This window comes from Corynebacterium sp. HMSC070E08, assembly GCF_001808895.1.
GTDB lineage: Bacteria > Actinomycetota > Actinomycetes > Mycobacteriales > Mycobacteriaceae > Corynebacterium > Corynebacterium hiratae.
The window spans coordinates 36,190-53,750 of record NZ_KV794798.1 but is presented as its reverse complement, the minus strand read 5'-3'; the positions used below and the strand labels follow the sequence as shown (position 1 = coordinate 53,750).

Here is a 17,561-nt window from a genome sequence, read left to right as displayed (position 1 = left end):
TTAAAAGAAGGGGGCCGCGTTGCGTCATCGCGTACAGACCAGTGCTAGGATTGCCAGAAGTCGGTTCGTGGAGGTAGCAAAAGCTATCCCGCGCTGGGGAAACCTTCCCACCGTGAGCCGAGATTCTGGTGCTAGCCATCAGAAGACAATGTTCGAACTAATGAAATCGGAGGAAACCCGTGGCCCTTCCCAAGTTGACAGATGAGCAGCGCAAAGAAGCTCTCGCAAAGGCCGCCGAGGCCCGCAAGGCTCGCGCTGAGCTCAAGGCTGCGCTGAAGCGTGGCGAGACCAACCTGCAGGAAGTTCTGGAGAAGGCCGAGACCGATGAGATCATCGGCAAGACCAAGGTCTCCGCTCTCCTCGAGGCCCTGCCGAAGGTTGGCAAGGTCAAGGCTAAGGAAATCATGGAGGACCTGGAGATTGCTCAGACCCGCCGTCTGCGTGGCCTGGGTGACCGTCAGCGCCGCGCCCTGCTCGAGCGTTTCGGCTACGGCGAGTAATTAGCGCAATGGCTGACGAAACTGCACGCGGGCGCCTGGTCGTTCTGGCCGGGCCGTCCGCTGTGGGCAAATCCACGGTGGTTTCGCGCCTGCGCGACGATGTCGACAACCTCTACTTCAGCGTCTCCATGACGACGCGCCAGCCCCGTCCCGGAGAGACTGATGGGGTGGACTACTTCTTCGTCTCACCAGAGACCTTTCAAGAGCATATCGACGCCGGTGACATGCTCGAATGGGCAGAGATCCACGGCGGTTTGCAGCGTTCCGGGACGCCCGCTCAGCCGGTCCAAGAAGCGATGACGGCTGGACGCCCGGTGTTGGTAGAGGTTGATCTTGCAGGCGCCCGCAACGTGAAGGCGGCGATGCCGGAGGCGGAAACCGTGTTTCTCGCCCCACCCTCCTGGGAAGTTTTGGTCGAGCGCCTGACAGGGCGTGGGACCGAGCCGCAGGATGTCATTGACCGCCGGTTGCAGACCGCTGAGTCGGAGCTTGCCGCGCAAAAGGAGTTCGACCACATCGTTGTCAATGAAGATCTCGATGAGGCCGTTGCCGCTATTAGTGCTATCCTGCGTGGATAGACCACGATTTTGACCATCTACCAACAGTAAAGGTGCATGTGACCAACGTGACCACACCTGCTAATTCTGAGGCCGTTAAGCCGGAACCAGTATTCGATCCGCCGACGGGCATTACCGATCCGCCGATCGATGAACTGCTTGGCAAGGTCTCGTCCAAGTACGCTCTGGTGATCTTTGCCGCTAAGCGCGCACGCCAGATCAACAGCTACTACCAAGAACAGGATGAAGGCGTCTTCGAGTTTGTCGGACCGCTGGTGACCCCGGAACCGGGGGAGAAGCCGCTGTCCATCGCTTTGCGCGAAATCGAAGCCGGCCTGCTGGACCACGAGGAAGGCAACTAAGCTTTTCCGTGCCGGTCGCTGCCTACAGCACATTCTGAACTGAACCCACCCACGTGTCTGCCAAGATACTGGGTGGGTTCAGTGCGTCTTGGGTAACATCGTCCGAGTGAAGGACGTACAGCATTTCCAAGAAGCTCAAGAAAGTAGCGCCGTGAATCATCCAGAGTCCGCAGGGGCGGGGTCGGCTCAACGGCGGCGCATCCTCATCGGAGTGGCGGGAGGAATTGCCGCCTACAAGGCGTGCCATCTTATCCGCGATTTCACTGAGCATGGCGATGATGTTCGCGTGATTCCTACCGAGGCTGCGCTGAACTTCGTTGGGGCAGCGACCTTTGAGGCCTTGTCGGGGCATCCGGTGTCGACCACGGTCTTTGATGCGGTGGATGAAGTCCAGCACGTCTCCCTAGGCCAGCAAGCGGATGCCATCGTTATTGCCCCGGCAACCGCGGACCTGATCGCGCGTTTGGCTGGTGGTCGCGCAGACGATCTTCTCAGCGCGTCTGTCCTCGTTGCGACGTGTCCGGTGATTATCGCCCCAGCGATGCACACGGAGATGTGGCTTAACCCGGCAACCCAAGACAACGTGGCTACGCTGCGCCGTCGCGGAGTTACTGTCATGGAGCCCGCCCACGGCCGCTTGACCGGTACCGATACGGGCGCAGGCCGGTTGCCGGATCCGGAGCAGATTGCGGAATTTGCTCGCACCATCATTGCCGGCCACCGCGTGGACCATGATTGGCAGGGCCGGAAGGTCGTGATCTCCGCTGGCGGCACGCAAGAGAACCTTGACCCAGTGCGCTACCTTGGCAACCGCTCGTCCGGACGACAAGGCTTTGCGTTGGCTGAGATTGCCGCACAGCGGGGTGCCGATGTCACCATCGTTGCCGGTAATACGGAGGCGCTTCCGGTTCCCTCCGGTGCCACGGTCGTGCGGGTGACCTCAACCCGCGATATGCAGGAGGCAATGAATACAGAGTCCGCCGACGCGGACATCGTCATCATGGCCGCGGCCGTTGCGGACTATCGCCCAGCCTCCGTGGCTGATTCAAAGATGAAGAAGGGTACCGCGGACGCTGATTTGGCGCATCTGGAACTGGTGGAAAATCCGGATATCCTCAAGGGCCTCGTCGAGCGTCGCGACAGTGGCTCCCTCAACCCCGATGCCATCATCGTCGGCTTCGCCGCAGAAACCGGTGATGAGACGACGACTGTCCTGGAGTACGCCCAGCGGAAGTTCGCAAAGAAGGGCTGCGATGTACTCATGGCCAATGAGGTCGGGGAGGGAAAGGTCTTTGGCCAGCCCACGAGCGCTGGGTGGATCCTGCGGCGTGATGCCGAGCCAGTGGTGGTTGAGCCTGGCTCGAAACAGGTCGTGGCCGCGCAGATACTTGAAGCTGTGAATGAAATCCTGAAGAAGTAGTGGTCGTTCTTGCAGCTGTAGACCGCTTGGTCTACGATGGGGCGGTGTTATCAGCCGAGGCGTGGGCAAGGCGCTGTCCCACCCACGACGCGCAGAACTAGCTTAAGGAAAACTTGTGACTGAAAAAGCTGCACAGGCGGTACGCCTCTTTACCAGCGAATCCGTAACTGAGGGCCACCCGGATAAAATTTGTGACGCGATCTCGGACGCCATTCTTGACGCCCTCCTCGAGGAAGACCCCAACGCCCACGTCGCCGTAGAGACCCTCGTGACGACGGGGCAGGTGCACGTCGTGGGCGAGGTGCGCACCACTGGTTATGTAGAGATCCCCCAGATCGTTCGCAAGACCCTCGTGGAGATTGGCTTTACTTCCTCCGACGTTGGCTTCGACGGCCATACCTGTGGCGTCAACGTCGCCATCGGTGAGCAGTCCCAGGAGATCGGGGCTGGCGTGGATGCCTCCACCGAGGTTCGTTCCGGCACCTTCGAAGACGATGACCAGTACGGTGCGGGTGACCAGGGCCTCATGTTTGGCTATGCCACCAATGAGACCCCGGAGTTTATGCCGTTGCCGATTTCCACGGCGCACCATCTATCGCGCCGTCTCACCCAGGTGCGCAAGGAGGGCATCGTGCCTTCCCTACGCCCCGATGGCAAGACCCAGGTCACCTACGCCTACGACGAGAATGATGTACCCACGCGGCTGGAGACGGTCGTCATCTCTACCCAGCACGATCCGGACGTCACCCAGGAGTGGTTGGCCGAGCAGCTGCGCACGCACGTCGTCGAATGGGTCGTCAACGACGCCGACTTGGGCAAGTACTACACCGAGGACACCGAGCTGCTCATCAATCCTTCTGGCTCCTTCATCCTCGGCGGACCCATGGGTGATGCCGGGTTGACCGGCCGCAAGATCATCGTGGATACCTATGGTGGCATGGCCCGCCACGGCGGCGGTGCCTTCTCCGGTAAGGATCCGAGCAAGGTGGACCGCTCCGCTGCCTACGCCATGCGCTGGGTGGCCAAGAACATTGTGGCCGCCGAGCTTGCCGACCGCGCCGAGGTGCAGGTGGCGTATGCCATCGGCCGCGCCAAGCCAGTTGGCCTCTACGTCGAGACCTTCGGTACTGCGCACGGCGGGCTGAGCGACGCCGACATCCAGGCCGCAGTGGACAAGGTCTTCGATCTGCGCCCGGCCGCCATCATTCGCGAGCTCGACCTCCAGCGCCCGATCTACCGCCAAACCGCGGCCTACGGTCACTTCGGCCGCACCGATGTTGACCTTCCGTGGGAGGACACCTCGCGGGCCGTCGACCTGCGCCGTGCCGCCGGCCTGTAGAATCGGGCGCTATGCCCAAGAAGACACCCGCCGCCCAGCAACCGGTCGCGCGGGTGTTGCCCTTGTTAGGGGTGGCGCACCTCGACCGCGGCTTCGATTACCTTATTGAGGAGGCGGATTCCGACGCCGCGCAACCGGGCGTCCGGGTGCGTATTCGCTTCAACGGCAGGTTGGTTGACGCCATCTTGCTCTCGCGCAGCAGCGACTCTGATTTTTCCGGTTCGCTCCGCTATATCGAACGCGTCATCTCCCCCTATGCGGTGTACACACCGACCATGGCGGCGCTCATCGAATCCCTTGCAGCCCGCTACGGCGGCGTGCGCTCCGATATCATCCGCACCGCCATCCCGGCGCGCCATGCCAAGGCCGAAGAAGCGGATATCACCACTCCCTGGGAAGAGCTCGGCACGGCAGAGCACCCGGATCTCTCTGCGTGGTCGAGCTACCAGCATGGCGAGTCTTTCGTGGATTCGGTGCTGACGGGGAACATTGCGCGGGCAGCGTGGCAGATCGCACCGGGGTCAGATTGGGCTGGCGCGCTTGCGGCCTTGGGCGCTAGCGTGGCGCTGCAAGGCGGCGGGGTGCTCATGGTTGTGCCGGATCAGCGTGACCTTGACCTGTTGGAAGCGGCGTTTCGTCGCCACCTCTCCGCCAAGCAGATCACGGTGCTCGCGCACAGTACTGGCCCGCAGGCTCGCTACCGCCGCTATCTGTCCGCACTGACGGGGCAGGCACGCATCGTTATCGGCACGCGCTCCGCGGCCTTCGCCCCAGTAAAGAACCTGAAGCTGGCCGTTGTCCTCAATGACGGTGACGATAGCCTGGTGGATAACCTCAAGCCCTACGTCCACACGCGAGAGGTATTGAGCACGCGCTCCGCGCAGGAAGAATGCAGCCTTATCCTTGCTGGCCACGCGCGCACGGCCGAAGCGCAGCTGCTCGTTGAGTCGGGATGGGCACACGATCTTCTCCCAACTCCGGAAGCCCTGGAAGCGGCGCGCCCCGATATTGTTGCGGTGGGTGCGTTCGGTATCAATCTGGCGCGGCACATGCAGGGCGGGACGACGTCGGTCAGCGGCCCAGCTTTTCAAGCCACTCGGGCGGCGCTCGACCGCGGTGAACCCGTCCTTGTCCAAGTCCCGCGCAAGGGCTACGCCCCAATTCTGGCTTGTGGGCAGTGTTCATCCCCGGCACGGTGTCGACACTGCAACGGGCCACTAGGTTTGCCCTCTGTCCGTGGCGCGGCGGATGGGGCGCAGGATTCCGCCGCGCTTCCCACGTGTCGCTGGTGCGGGCGTGTCGACGCCCATTACCGCTGTTCCGAGTGTGGTTCCCCACGGCTGCGGGCCATTGTGCTGGGCTCCGAGCGCACCGCCGAGGAGATGGGGCGCGCCTTTCCCAACACGCGCGTTATCCAATCAGGTGGCTCCACAGTCGTCGACGAGGTCCCTGCCGGCCCCGCGCTGGTGATTGCCACGCCTGGCGCGGAGCCACGCGTTGCCGAGGGAGGGCACTATGGTGCTGCGCTCCTGGTGGAAACCGGGGCGTTGCTGGGCCGTCAGGATCTCCGAGCTACGGAGGATACCTTGACCACATGGGCTGCCGCAGCCACCCTCGTGGCCCCGGCTGCGCAGGGCGGAGCGGTGATCGTGGCAGCAGATGAGCAGCTCCCGCTCGTGGGCTTCTTTAGCCGGTGGGACATGGTGGGAGCCGCGGCGGCCGAGTTGCAGGCACGCCGCGAGGTACGCTTCCCGCCCGCGGTGCACATGGCGGCCGTCGACGGTGCCGATGCCTCGCTCGACGCTTTCCTGGAGCTGGCAGAACTACCGGAGCACGCGGAGCTTCTTGGCCCGGTCCCGCTGCCGCCCGGGGTGAGCTTGCCGGGCGAGTATGACCACGAACGCGGCGGCGAGCCCCAGCGCCTGCTGATCCGCACGCCATTGGGGCCGCGCTCGGAGCTTGGGCAGGCGCTGCGAACGGCCAATTCGCTGCGCAGCGCGCGCAAGGACGTGTTGCCTCTGCGCATCGCCGTGGACCCGATCAACATCGGATAGACAGAGCAGCCGACCCCACCCCTGGAGGGCACGCACTGCTTACTGTGAACTATTCTCGGTGCAGGAGCACTACGGATGGCAATCCCTGCTTACCGTGAAAGACTGCAAACCACGAGGAGTTCATACTATGACCGTGCGCGAGGTTCGCCTCTATGGCGATCCCGTCCTGAGCACCCGGGCCGAGGAGATCACCGAATTCGGGCCATCGCTCGAGCGTCTAGCTCAGGACATGTTGGAGACCATGGAAGACGCCGGGGGAGTAGGCCTAGCGGCTAACCAGATCGGCGTGACCATGCGCATCTTCGTTTTTGACTGCTCTCACTATCAGCACGGCCTGCGCGGTGCCATCATCAACCCCGAGTGGGAAGCAGTGGGAGAAGAGACTCAGCTGGGACCAGAGGGCTGCCTGTCCATCCCCGGTATTTCCCAGCCCACCGAAAGGTTCAATACCGTACGCCTTACAGGCTTCGATCCCCTAGGCCGCCCAGTGTCTATGCTCGCGTCCGGACTGATGGCACGCTGCATCCAACACGAAACGGATCACCTCGACGGAATTTTGTTCCTCAAGCGCCTGAGCGATGAGTTGCGAAAGGAATCCATGAAGATCATCCGCCAGTCGGAGTGGTTCAACGCATAGGCGTCAGACTTTAATCAACAATCAACCTCACGAGAGAAAGGCATGCACCCACTGTGCGCATCGTTTTCGCCGGAACCCCCGAGCCCGCCGTCGTGGCTTTGGAGAAACTCATTGCCTCACACCACGACATAGCCGCCGTCATCACCCGTCCTGATGCCCGCCGCGGCCGCGGGCGCACCCTGCACCCCAGTCCCGTGAAGGCGCTGGCCCAGGAACACGGAATCGAGGTTCTTACGCCAACCACACTCAAGCCAGGCACCGAGGACGGCGACGCCCTGCGCGCGCGGTTGGCGGAGATTGCTCCGGAGGCTATTCCGGTGGTGGCCTACGGAAATCTGATCACTGAGGATCTGCTGGGCCTCCCAACGCACGGCTGGGTCAACCTGCACTTCTCCCTGCTTCCAGCGTGGCGCGGCGCAGCACCGGTCCAGGCAGCCATTGCGGCCGGCGACGAGCGCACTGGCGCCACGACCTTCCGCATCGATCAGGGCCTGGATACCGGGGACATCCTGGCAACCATCGAGGAAGCAGTACTGCCCACCGACACCGCTGATGACCTGCTCACGCGACTGGCGTATGCGGGTGGTGACCTCCTTGTTCAGACCATGGATGGACTGGAGGACGGCAGCATTACGCCGCAGCCGCAGGAAGGAGAGGCCACTTATGCGCACAAGATCGCGACCGACGACGCCCGCATTGACTGGACCCTGCCTGCTGACGTCGTTGATCGCCACATCCGCGCCCATACCCCGGGGCCGGGAGCCTGGACCTTAATGGGGGAATCCCGCCTGAAGGTAGGGCCTGTAAGCAGCGTGGCACCCGCCGAACTCGAGGCGCTGCCAGAGCCTGCCGCAGTGCGCGCACTCCAGCCAGGAGAAGTGCACGTGGCCAAGAATGCCGTCATGGTCGGCACCGGTAGCTCCCCAGTACGTTTGGGCAAGATTCAACCGCCCGGCAAGAAGATGATGAACGCCGCCGATTGGGGCCGAGGTCTTGCTAGCCAAGGCTCTCGTGGCACGGATTCCACAGACACAGACGAGGTGAAGTTCTCATGACCGGAGGGTTTAGGTCCCGCAGTAAGTCCGGGGACTCGGCGCAGCGCGCGGGGGCAGGCGCAGAGAAGGGAAAGCAGCAACGGGGCAGCCAACAGCGTGGAAGCTCCCGCGGTGGAAACGACCACAAGGGACGCGGAGGTTATAAGAACACCGGTGCGCAGCGTGACCGCCGAGGCGGACAGCGCCAGACTGCTCACCACGATCGCCAGAACCCGTCGCTGATTTCCGCGGCACGGCGCAGCGGGGTCGACGTGCCGCGCGCGGTCGCCTTCGAGGTACTGCAGCGGGTAGCGGCGGATGACGCTTTTGCCAACCTCACGCTGCCGAAGGCCGTGAGCTCGAACAAGCTCAGCGGCCGCGACGCCGCCTTTGCCACGGAACTGACCTATGGCACGCTGCGCACCGAGGGCGTTCTCGATGCGGTCATCGCTGAATGCTCGTCGCGCGGGCTCGACGCCATTGCGCCCGAGGTGCTCACGGCCCTGCGACTGGGAACCTACCAGGTGCTCTACACCCGGGTGGAGGCGCACGCGGCGGTCGATACCACCGTTCGCCTCGTGGAGGCGGCCGGCCACGAGAAAGCCAAGGGCTTTGCCAACGGCATCATGCGGACTATCACCCGCACACCTGCGCAAGAGTGGCTGGACAAGCTAGCTCCGAGCGGAGAGGTCGCGGCTTTGGCCTTCCGCCACGCTCACCCCGAGTGGATCGCCCGCTCCTTCGGCCGCGCGTTGGGGCTCCTCGACACCGCTGACGATAACGCGCTCAGCGCCGAGCAAACAGCGGAGCTGGAGCGCGCACTCGAGGCGGACTCTGAGCGGCCCCTCGTGCACCTGGTAGCGCGACCGGGCGAGATATCCGCCGAAGAACTCGCGCTCATTACCGGCTGCGAGGAAGGACGCTATTCCCCTTATGCGGTCTACCTTGAGCAGGGTGACCCGGGCTCCCTCGAGCCTGTCCGCCAGAAACTCGCGGCGGTGCAAGACGAAGGCTCCCAGCTCATCGCACGCGCGGTGACGGAAGCTGAACTTATTGGCGAGGACACCGGGCGTTGGTTAGACCTGTGCGCCGGCCCCGGTGGCAAGGCCGCCCTGATGGGTGCCATCGCTCGCGTCGAGGGGGCGGAGGTCGATGCCGTAGAAGTCTCCCCGCACCGCGCTACCTTGGTGGAAAAAACAGTGGGTGACCTACCCGTGCGCGTGCACCGTGCGGACGGTCGTGCGCCGGGGCTCGACGCAGGCTTTGACCGGGTGCTTGTCGACGCCCCCTGTTCCGGCCTCGGTGCACTCCGTCGCCGCCCCGAAACCCGCTGGCGCAAAGCCGAGTCCGATATTGCGGAACTCAACACACTGCAGACCGAGCTCCTCGAGTCCGCGTTGGACCTCGTGCGCCCAGGTGGCGTCGTGGTGTACTCCACCTGTTCGCCCGACCTGCGCGAGACCCGGGGCATCGTGGACGCTGCCGTGGAGCGCCATGGCGTTGGGGCAGAGATCCGCGTCGAGGAGCTGGATGCGCGCGACGTGCTTCCGGACATGGGGGATCTCGGCAGCGAGCTCTCTGCCCAGATGTGGCCGCACCGTCACGGCACAGATGCAATGTTTTTCGCCGTCCTCCGCCGAGTAGCGGACTAGCGGGGCGTGAGGGACTAGGCTGAGTGTCATGTCTGCACACTCGTCTGCTCCCATTATCTCCCCATCCATTCTGGCCGCCGACTTCACCCGCTTGGGCGAGGAGGTCAAAGCAGTGGCCAACGCGGATTGGATCCACGTTGACATCATGGATGGACACTTCGTGCCGAACTTGTCCTTCGGCCCGGATATTACCGCGACGGTGGACGGGATTACCTCGCAGACCCTCGACGTTCACCTCATGATCGAGGCGCCGGAGAAATGGGTGGAAACCTACGCCAAGGCGGGCGCTGATTGCATCATCTTCCACGTCGAGGCCGTGGCCGACAAGGACGCGGCCATCGCCTTGGCCCGCAGGATTCGGGACCTAGGGGTGCGCGCGGGCTTCTCGATCAAGCCGGGCACCCCGATTGAGCCCTGGCTGGATGCGCTGGAGCACTTCGACGAGGTTCTCGTCATGTCTGTCGAACCCGGCTTTGGTGGTCAGAGCTTCATGCCGGATCAGCTGGATAAGGTGCGCACCTTGCGCGCGGCCATTGACGAGCGTGGCCTCGATGTCCTCATCGAAATCGATGGCGGTATTTCTGCCGAGACGATCCGCTCCGCCGCCGAGGCGGGCTGTGATGCCTTTGTCGCGGGTTCGGCCATTTACAAGCAAGCAGATAAGGCGGCGGCCGTCGAGGAGCTGCGCCGACTGGCCACGCTGTGATTCCACGCCACGATTCTGCTGTCCTATCGCAAGCATTGCGCGTCGCCATGGAGGCCGGCGAGCGGGTTCGCGGTACGACGAGTCCGAACCCGCCGGTCGGCGCAGTGATTCTCGATACTGCCGGCCGCGTCGCTGGTGTCGGCGCCACCCAGCCCCCGGGTGGGCCCCACGCCGAAGTCATGGCGCTGCGCGATGCGGGGGACAAGGCCCGCGGTGGAACCGCGGTGGTGACCTTGGAGCCCTGCAATCACACGGGTCGTACGGGCCCGTGCGCGCAGGCGCTTATCGATGCCTCCGTGGCCGCCGTGTACTACCTCCACCCGGACCCCACCCCACAAGCCGGGGGCGGATCAGCAACACTGCGCCGCGCCGGAGTCACGGTGGGACAGCTCGCGCCGCCGGAGGGCGTGGATGATGCGCTCGAACCGTGGTTGAGCGCGGTGAGTCTCGGCCGCCCGCACGTCACGCTCAAATTTGCACAGAGCCTGGATGGTTTCACCGCCGCGGCGGATGGCAGTAGCCAGTGGATTACCGGAGAGCGGGCCCGCGAGCACGTGCATCGTGATAGGGCGCAGCGCGATGCCATCCTTATTGGAACCGGCACGGCGTTAGCGGATAATCCCTCGTTGACGGCGCGCTACCCGGATGGTTCGTTGCGTGAGCGGCAACCGCGGCGCGTTGTCATCGGTTCCCGCGATGTTAGCCGGGGCGGGGCTAGTAACCTGGTCGAGCTCGGCTTCGAGCACTATTCCACGCCGCAGGAGGCACTAGATCAGCTGTACGCCAGCGGCGCGCGAGACATCCTTGTCGAAGGCGGCGCAGGGCTAGCCACCAGCTTCATGGAGTTGGGCTACGTCGAGCGTATTCAGGCCTACCTGGGCAACGTCATTCTTGGCGAGGGCAGAGGAGTTCTCACCCGTGCTCTGTCCCAGAATCTGGCCCAGGCTGAGAGGTGGCAGCGCGTGGCGGTTACCGAGCTAGGCGAGGACCTGCTCGTGGAATATAGAAAGCTCAAAGGTTAAAAGATAGGGAAGGGGAGTACTAGCTATGTTTACTGGACTCGTTGAAGAAATTGGCCACGTCGATAGCGTGGAGCCGCAGGGTGATGCCGTGCGCCTCGGCGTCGCCGCAACCACCGTGCTGGGGGACGCCCAACTGGGAGATTCCATCGCGGTCAACGGCGTGTGCCTGACCGTTGCTGAGTTGGGAGAAGGAACCTTCACCGCAGATGTCATGAAGGAGTCTTTGAACCGGAGTTCCCTCGGCGAACTCGAAGTGGGCGCGCCGGTCAACCTCGAGCGTGCGGTGCTCCCGACGACGCGCTTGGGTGGCCACATTGTGCAAGGGCACGTCGATGGCACCGGGACCTTGCTGAGCCGCACGCCGTCGGAGCACTGGGAGGTGCTGCGCTTTAGCCTGCCGGCCGAGCTGGAGCGCTACGTGGTGGAGAAGGGTTCCATCGCGGTGCAGGGAACCTCCCTGACGGTATCGGCCTTGTCAGACGGGCAGGGAGAGCCCGACGCGGAGAGCTATTTCGAAGTCTCTCTCATTCCCACCACGCTGCGCGATACCGTGTTTGGTTTGATGGCGCCAGGCGCTCGCGTCAACCTCGAGGTAGACGTGGTTGCAAAGTATGTGGAGAAAATGGTTCACCCCAACGCCTCCGCCAGTGGCACGGAGGGATAGAGTAAGTCCTTATGAGCGCTGCAGATTCAGCTTTTAGTTTAGATAGCGTCGACCAAGCCATCGCGGACATCGCGGCCGGCAAGGCGGTCGTCGTCGTGGACAATGAGGACCGCGAGAACGAAGGTGACCTCATTTTTGCCGCTGAGCTCGCCACCCCGGAGCTCGTGGCCTTTATGGTGCGCTATAGCTCCGGCTACATTTGCGCACCCCTGCTCCCAGAAGACTGCGAGCGTTTGAACTTACCCCCGATGTTCGCGGTGAACCAGGACGTACGGCAGACCGCCTACACCGTCACGGTGGACCTGGCTAATGGTTCCACTGGTATCTCTGCCACCTCACGTTGCGAAACTATCCGCAGGTTGGCCGATCCCTCCTCTAAGCCCTCGGAATTTACCCGCCCCGGACACGTGGTCCCGCTCGCCGCGCGCCCGAATGGCGTGCTCGAACGTGACGGGCACACGGAAGCCGCCATCGATCTGGCTCGCTTGGCAGGCCTTCGCCCAGCTGGCGTGCTCTGTGAGATCGTCTCTGAAGAGGATCCCACGGACATGGCGCGCTCCCCGGAGCTGCGCCGCTTTGCCGACGCCCACGGGCTGACGATGATCTCCATCGAGCAGCTCATCGAGTGGCGTCGCCACAACGAACAGCAGGTTCACCGCCAAGTAGAAACTCGCCTGCCCACCGAGTACGGCGAGTTTCGCGCGGTAGGTTATTCGAATGACGTCGACAAGCGCGAGCACATCGCCCTTTTCGTTGGTGACGTGGAAAGCTATTCCGGTGCCGAGGATGTACCCGTTCGCGTACACTCTGAGTGCCTTACAGGTGACGTCTTTTCCTCCCAGCGCTGTGATTGCGGTCCGCAGCTGCAGGAATCCCTCCGTGCGGTGCAAGAAGCGGGACGCGGCATCGTCATCTACCTGCGTGGACAGGAAGGGCGCGGAATTGGCCTGGTCAACAAGCTCAAGGCTTACCGTCTGCAGGACGAAGGCCTCGATACCGTTGATGCCAACGTGGAGCAGGGCCTGCCGGAGGATGCACGCGAATACTCCGTGGCCGGACAAATCCTGCGCGACGTCGGCGTGAAGTCCGTGAACCTCTTGACCAATAACCCGCACAAGGGCGAGGGGCTGCAAGGCTTCGGCATTGATGCCACCGCGCGCACAGCGCTGGCTCCCCCCGCCACAGCGGAGAACATCAGCTATCTGCGCACCAAGCGTGACCGAATGGGGCATGATCTGCCCCAGGTAGCCGAATGGGATCAGAAACACTCCTAGAGTTGGGATGAAGCGCTTCAGCGCCCCTAACCATCACGCATTGAGTATCAAGCTTTGAGCACAAGGAGCACACTATGAGCAAGGAAGGCCTGCCCACCCCGAACAATGTCTCCGGGGAAGGTATCCGCGTCGCCGTCGTTACCGCAACGTGGAACGCAGAGATCTGTGATCAGCTGCATCGTCGAGCGCTCGAGACTGCCGAAGCCGCCGGCGCCGCGGTCACGCCCCTGCGCGTGGTCGGGGCCCTCGAACTGCCCGTCGTGGCCCAAGCCGCCGCGCGCACCCATGATGCCGTGGTTGCGTTGGGCTGCGTTGTTCGTGGTGGCACCCCGCACTTTGATTACGTCTGCGATTCCGTGACGCAGGGCCTGACGCGCATCGCGCTCGATGAGTCGACCCCGGTGGCCAATGGAGTGCTGACGGTCAACGACTACGAGCAAGCCGTCGATCGCGCCGGCTTTGCGGACTCTGAAGAGGATAAAGGTGCCGAGGCCATGCACGCAGCTTTAGAAACCGTGCACACGTTGCGTACACTGAACGAGTCAAACCAAAAGTAGGCTGCCAAGTGCAACCACGCCGCCTGGCGTATCCGGCAGGGGGAGTGGCCTGCCTCAGCGGAGTGATGAGGAGATGGAAAACTCGATGACGGACTCACAGGTGCCTTCCGGGCACGAAGAGCGGGCACAGTCGGCCCATGCCAACCAGTCCTCCGCCTCTTCGCAGCCGGCTGCGTCGATGGCGGCCGGGGGAGCAGGCCGCAGCATGAGTGATGAGCAAATGCTGGCCTATACCAGCGCGGATCCTTTCGCCCAGACGTCGTCCAAGCCCTGGGAGTATGAAGTTACCTCTCCCTACCTGCGCAAGGTGGCCATCATCTGGATCATTCTCGTTATGGCCGCGCACCTTTTCATGGGCTTTACGGTGGGTCTGTCCTTTACCGGCGCGACGGTGACGACGATTGATAAGTTCGCTTTTCCCGGCGTCGGCGTGGTAATTTCCATTTTGTCTTGGCTGGCGCTGACTCGCCCGCGGCTGCGCGCGAACTCCGACGGGGTGGAGGTCCGCAATATCGTGGGAACCCGTTTCTACCCGTGGCAGGTCATCTACGGCTTGTCCTTCCCCGAAGGCTCCCGCATGGCGCGCATCGAGCTTCCGGACTTTGAATACGTGCCGGTCTGGGCCCTGCAGTCGGGCGATAAGGACGACGTGATCACCAATGTCCGCTCTTTCCGCGACCTAGAAGCCCGTTACATGCCGCAGGATGACTAGTGGCTGATCCCTCTCAGTACCGTCCCGCGCCCGGAAGCATCCCTACAGATCCGGGCGTTTATAAGTTCCGTGATGAGAACCGCCGGGTCGTCTATGTGGGCAAGGCAAAGAACCTGCGGGCGCGGTTATCCAATTACTTCCAGGACATCACTCAACTACACCCGCGCACTCGCCAGATGGTGCTGACGGCGGCCTCGGTGGAATGGACCGTGGTGGCCAGCGAGGTGGAAGCGCTGCAGCTGGAGTACACGTGGATTAAGCGCTTCGATCCGCGCTTTAACGTGATGTACCGCGATGATAAGACTTATCCCATGCTCGCGGTATCCGTTGGGGAGACCATTCCGCGTGCGTTTTTCTACCGGGGCCCACGCCGCAAAGGCGTGCGCTATTTCGGTCCCTATTCCCATGCCTGGGCGGTGCGTGAATCCCTGGATCTTCTCACTCGCATCTTTCCCATGCGTACCTGCGCCAAGGGTGTGTTCAACCGCCACGAGCGCTTGGGGCGGCCCTGTTTGCTGGGGTATATCGGCAAGTGCGATGCCCCCTGCATCGGCCGCGTTAGCCCGGAAGAACATCGCGATACGGTTAACCAACTCATCAGCTTCATGAACGGTAACACCGCACCCGTTCGCAAGCGGGTCACGCAGCGCATGGAGGAGGCCGCGGAGAACCTGGAGTTTGAGTTGGCGGCCCGCCTGCGCGATGACTTGGGTGCCATCGACAAGTTGATGGAGCAGCAGGCAGTGGTGTTGCCTGATGGCACGGATGCGGACCTCATTGCGTTTAGCTCGGATGAATTGGAAGCTGCAGTTCAGATCTTCCATGTGCGTTCGGGACGCATCCGCGGGCAGCGCGGCTGGGTTGTGGAGCGTTCCGGAGATCAGGCAACGACTGACGCGGTGCGCGAAGGCGAGCCAGATCCTGGTCTGCCGGCTTTGATCCAAAACTTCCTCATTCAGTTCTATTCTGACGCGGCAGAACGCCAGCGCCTAGAGGCTGAAGAAGACGCGAAGTTGGAGCGTAGGGGAGTGGACCAGGAATCCCATGCCGAGGAGCATCGTGGAAACGCTATTCCGCGGGAGATTTTGGTCCAGGAACTGCCCGACGAAGCCGATGAGGTCAAGATCGTTTTGGAGGAGCTGCGTGGCGCCCAGATCGATCTGCGCGTTCCGCAGCGAGGGGATAAGCGCGCGTTGATGGAGACCGTCGAGCGCAATGCCAAAGAGCAACTGAAACAGCACAAACTCAAGCGCGTTGGCGACCTCACTGCGCGCTCCGCCGCACTCCAGGAGCTGCAGGAAGCACTGGGCATGGATTCCGCGCCGTTGCGCATCGAGTGCACGGATATCTCCCACATTCAGGGCACCGATGTTGTGGGCTCCCTGGTGGTTTTCGAGGATGGGCTGCCCCGTAAGTCCGACTACCGGCGTTATCGCATCAAGGAAGCGGCGGGCGATGGCCGCTCGGACGATGTCGGTTCCATCGCCGAAGTCACCCGCCGCCGGTTTAAGCATCACCATGACGATAAGCGGGCGGTGCCTGACGAAGAGCTAGAGAACACCACCTTCGCTGAGGAGTTGGTGCGCGAAGAGGCGGCGAGCCAGACCAAACGCAGCTCTTATCCGCCTCAGCTCTTCATCGTTGATGGCGGCGCGCCGCAGGTGGCAGCCGCGCAAGCTGTGTTTGATGAGCTCGGCATCGTCGATGTGACACTCATCGGTCTGGCCAAGCGCCTAGAGGAGGTGTGGGTGCCTGGTGATGACGAACCGGTGATTCTACCGCGCAATTCGCAGGCGCTGTTTCTACTGCAGCACCTGCGCGACGAGGCCCATCGCGTAGCTATCTCTTATCACCGCCAGCAGCGTTCAAAGCGGATGCGCTCCTCCGTCCTCGACGCGGTCCCGGGCTTGGGGCCGCAGCGTCGCACGGACCTAGTGAAGCACTTCGGCTCGGTAAAGAAGCTCAAGGAAGCAAGCGTGGAGGACATTGCTGAGGTGAAGGGATTCGGCCCCAAACTAGCTCAGACCGTCTTTGATCACCTTCACGACTCTTAGGAGGGATTCCCACCGTATTCCTAGACAGGATTCCTACCGTGGCAACCACTTAAGTGGTAAGAATGGAGGCCATGACGTTGTTTGATTCTCCGCCCATTTTGATTACCGGCATGTCGGGCGGCGGCCTGACGTCGGCGGCAAAAGTGTTGGAGGATAAGGGCTACTACGTCGCCCACAACATCCCGCCGAAGGCCATCGTTGACCTCTTGAAGCTGTGTGCGCGTCCGGATTCTCCAGTTACGAAGATCGCCGCGGTCACCGACGTACGCTCCCGCATGTTCCCTGGTTCTTTGGCAGAAACCTTGGACGAACTAGAGCAGCTGGATATGAAGCCGACCCTGCTTTTCCTCGATGCGCGCGATGACGTGCTGATTCGCCGCTTCGATTCGGTGCGTCGCACGCACCCGCTGCAGGACGGTGAAACACTGAAGGCCGGCATCCAACGCGAGCGCGCCGCCGTGCAATCCATTCGTGAGCGTGCGGACATTATCATCGACACGACGAACCTGTCCGTTCATGACCTACGCCGTGCCATCGAGGCTGCCTTCGGTGACATGCGTGGGGAGCGCCAGCACGTCACGCTCCAGTCCTTCGGCTTCAAGCATGGTTCTCCGCGGGACGCTGACCTTGTCGTCGACGTCCGTTTTCTTCCCAATCCTTATTGGGTACCGGAACTGCGGGGCTACCGGGGCACCGATGAGCCGGTGTCGGATTATGTTCTGTCTCAGGACGCCGCTGAGCCTTTTATCGAGCGCTTCATCGAGATGTTGGACTCGATGCTCACGGGGTATCGCCACGAGGGGAAGAATTTCATCACTGTAGGCATTGGTTGCACGGGTGGGCACCACCGTTCCGTGGCCGTCACGGAAGAGATTGCCCGCCGCCTTAGCGAGCGCGGAGACTTGGATGTGAGCACCCTGCACCGAGACATCGCCCGCGACTAGGCGCGATACGTATCGAGAAGATTCGTATTCATTCCTTTTATTACATGACTGAAAGCTAGTACTTACGTGACGA

The 17,561-nt window shown here is 62.6% G+C and carries 17 protein-coding genes; all 17 read left to right on the top strand.

The features are described 5' to 3' along the window. The first annotated feature begins 179 nt into the window (after nt 1-179). The 17 genes from mihF (at nt 180) to rapZ (ending at nt 17,488) form a co-directional block, all read left to right on the top strand. Nucleotides 180-500 carry an integration host factor, actinobacterial type gene (gene mihF, locus HMPREF2526_RS11820; RefSeq protein WP_010186801.1) on the top strand — a complete coding sequence of 107 codons (321 nt, stop codon included), beginning with the start codon at nt 180-182 and terminating at the stop codon, nt 498-500. A gap of 8 nt (nt 501-508) precedes the next feature. Beyond that, nucleotides 509-1,078, top strand: coding sequence for a guanylate kinase (gmk, locus tag HMPREF2526_RS11815; RefSeq protein WP_046649089.1), 570 nt, complete (start codon nt 509-511; stop codon nt 1,076-1,078). 38 nt (nt 1,079-1,116) lie between these two features. Then, on the top strand, nt 1,117-1,419 hold the full coding sequence (rpoZ, locus tag HMPREF2526_RS11810; protein ID WP_046649090.1) for a DNA-directed RNA polymerase subunit omega: 303 nt from the start codon (nt 1,117-1,119) through the stop codon (nt 1,417-1,419). A gap of 151 nt (nt 1,420-1,570) precedes the next feature. Then, on the top strand, nt 1,571-2,839 hold the full coding sequence (gene coaBC, locus HMPREF2526_RS11805; RefSeq protein ID WP_070516583.1) for a bifunctional phosphopantothenoylcysteine decarboxylase/phosphopantothenate--cysteine ligase CoaBC: 1,269 nt from the start codon (nt 1,571-1,573) through the stop codon (nt 2,837-2,839). Between the two features lie 115 nt (nt 2,840-2,954). Continuing rightward, a complete protein-coding gene (gene metK, locus HMPREF2526_RS11800; RefSeq protein ID WP_070547353.1) occupies nt 2,955-4,178 on the top strand; it encodes a methionine adenosyltransferase in 1,224 nt (407 codons plus the stop codon). A gap of 11 nt (nt 4,179-4,189) precedes the next feature. Next, a complete protein-coding gene (locus HMPREF2526_RS11795) occupies nt 4,190-6,232 on the top strand; it encodes a primosomal protein N' (RefSeq protein WP_049157475.1) in 2,043 nt (680 codons plus the stop codon). 127 nt (nt 6,233-6,359) lie between these two features. After that, nucleotides 6,360-6,869, top strand: a complete 510-nt coding sequence (gene def / locus HMPREF2526_RS11790; protein ID WP_070547352.1) for a peptide deformylase — start codon at nt 6,360-6,362, stop codon at nt 6,867-6,869. Between the two features lie 53 nt (nt 6,870-6,922). After that, nucleotides 6,923-7,924, top strand: a complete 1,002-nt coding sequence (gene fmt / locus HMPREF2526_RS11785) for a methionyl-tRNA formyltransferase (RefSeq protein WP_070547351.1) — start codon at nt 6,923-6,925, stop codon at nt 7,922-7,924. After that, nucleotides 7,921-9,555 carry an RsmB/NOP family class I SAM-dependent RNA methyltransferase gene (locus HMPREF2526_RS11780; protein WP_070547350.1) on the top strand — a complete coding sequence of 545 codons (1,635 nt, stop codon included), beginning with the start codon at nt 7,921-7,923 and terminating at the stop codon, nt 9,553-9,555. The genes fmt and HMPREF2526_RS11780 overlap by 4 nt, the downstream gene beginning before the upstream one ends. A 28-nt stretch (nt 9,556-9,583) precedes the next feature. After that, nucleotides 9,584-10,261: a ribulose-phosphate 3-epimerase gene (gene rpe, locus HMPREF2526_RS11775; RefSeq protein WP_070547349.1), complete on the top strand. Its 678-nt coding sequence runs from the start codon at nt 9,584-9,586 to the stop codon at nt 10,259-10,261. Continuing rightward, the gene (gene ribD, locus HMPREF2526_RS11770; protein ID WP_083295565.1) at nt 10,258-11,283 is read left to right on the top strand and encodes a bifunctional diaminohydroxyphosphoribosylaminopyrimidine deaminase/5-amino-6-(5-phosphoribosylamino)uracil reductase RibD; all 1,026 of its coding nucleotides are present in this window, start codon (nt 10,258-10,260) and stop codon (nt 11,281-11,283) included. The genes rpe and ribD overlap by 4 nt, the downstream gene beginning before the upstream one ends. A 25-nt stretch (nt 11,284-11,308) precedes the next feature. Continuing rightward, nucleotides 11,309-11,947 carry a riboflavin synthase gene (locus HMPREF2526_RS11765; protein ID WP_070547348.1) on the top strand — a complete coding sequence of 213 codons (639 nt, stop codon included), beginning with the start codon at nt 11,309-11,311 and terminating at the stop codon, nt 11,945-11,947. 11 nt (nt 11,948-11,958) lie between these two features. Beyond that, entirely contained in the window at nt 11,959-13,221 is a 1,263-nt protein-coding gene (locus tag HMPREF2526_RS11760; protein WP_070547347.1) for a bifunctional 3,4-dihydroxy-2-butanone-4-phosphate synthase/GTP cyclohydrolase II, read from the top strand. 74 nt (nt 13,222-13,295) lie between these two features. Next, entirely contained in the window at nt 13,296-13,778 is a 483-nt protein-coding gene (gene ribH / locus HMPREF2526_RS11755; protein WP_046649097.1) for a 6,7-dimethyl-8-ribityllumazine synthase, read from the top strand. Nucleotides 13,779-13,863: 85 nt separating this feature from the next. Then, on the top strand, nt 13,864-14,490 hold the full coding sequence (locus tag HMPREF2526_RS11750; protein ID WP_070547346.1) for a PH domain-containing protein: 627 nt from the start codon (nt 13,864-13,866) through the stop codon (nt 14,488-14,490). After that, complete coding sequence (gene uvrC / locus HMPREF2526_RS11745) at nt 14,490-16,544, top strand: excinuclease ABC subunit UvrC (protein ID WP_070547345.1); 2,055 nt, start codon at nt 14,490-14,492, stop codon at nt 16,542-16,544. Before HMPREF2526_RS11750 ends, uvrC begins: the two co-directional genes overlap by 1 nt. Before the next feature lie 62 nt (nt 16,545-16,606). Beyond that, the gene (gene rapZ / locus HMPREF2526_RS11740) at nt 16,607-17,488 is read left to right on the top strand and encodes an RNase adapter RapZ (RefSeq protein ID WP_046649100.1); all 882 of its coding nucleotides are present in this window, start codon (nt 16,607-16,609) and stop codon (nt 17,486-17,488) included. The last annotated feature ends 73 nt before the right edge of the window (nt 17,489-17,561 follow it).

What these genes read in the sequence shown, in the direction of transcription:
- gmk (WP_046649089.1), top strand. Translation starts at nt 509, where the DNA reads ATGGCTGACGAAACTGCACGCGGGCGCCTGGTCGTTCTGGCCGGGCCG.
- HMPREF2526_RS11795 (WP_049157475.1), top strand. Translation starts at nt 4,190, where the DNA reads ATGCCCAAGAAGACACCCGCCGCCCAGCAACCGGTCGCGCGGGTGTTG.
- def (WP_070547352.1), top strand. Translation starts at nt 6,360, where the DNA reads ATGACCGTGCGCGAGGTTCGCCTCTATGGCGATCCCGTCCTGAGCACC.
- HMPREF2526_RS11780 (WP_070547350.1), top strand. Translation starts at nt 7,921, where the DNA reads ATGACCGGAGGGTTTAGGTCCCGCAGTAAGTCCGGGGACTCGGCGCAG.
- rpe (WP_070547349.1), top strand. Translation starts at nt 9,584, where the DNA reads ATGTCTGCACACTCGTCTGCTCCCATTATCTCCCCATCCATTCTGGCC.
- HMPREF2526_RS11765 (WP_070547348.1), top strand. Translation starts at nt 11,309, where the DNA reads ATGTTTACTGGACTCGTTGAAGAAATTGGCCACGTCGATAGCGTGGAG.
- HMPREF2526_RS11760 (WP_070547347.1), top strand. Translation starts at nt 11,959, where the DNA reads ATGAGCGCTGCAGATTCAGCTTTTAGTTTAGATAGCGTCGACCAAGCC.
- ribH (WP_046649097.1), top strand. Translation starts at nt 13,296, where the DNA reads ATGAGCAAGGAAGGCCTGCCCACCCCGAACAATGTCTCCGGGGAAGGT.
- HMPREF2526_RS11750 (WP_070547346.1), top strand. Translation starts at nt 13,864, where the DNA reads ATGACGGACTCACAGGTGCCTTCCGGGCACGAAGAGCGGGCACAGTCG.
- rapZ (WP_046649100.1), top strand. Translation starts at nt 16,607, where the DNA reads ATGGAGGCCATGACGTTGTTTGATTCTCCGCCCATTTTGATTACCGGC.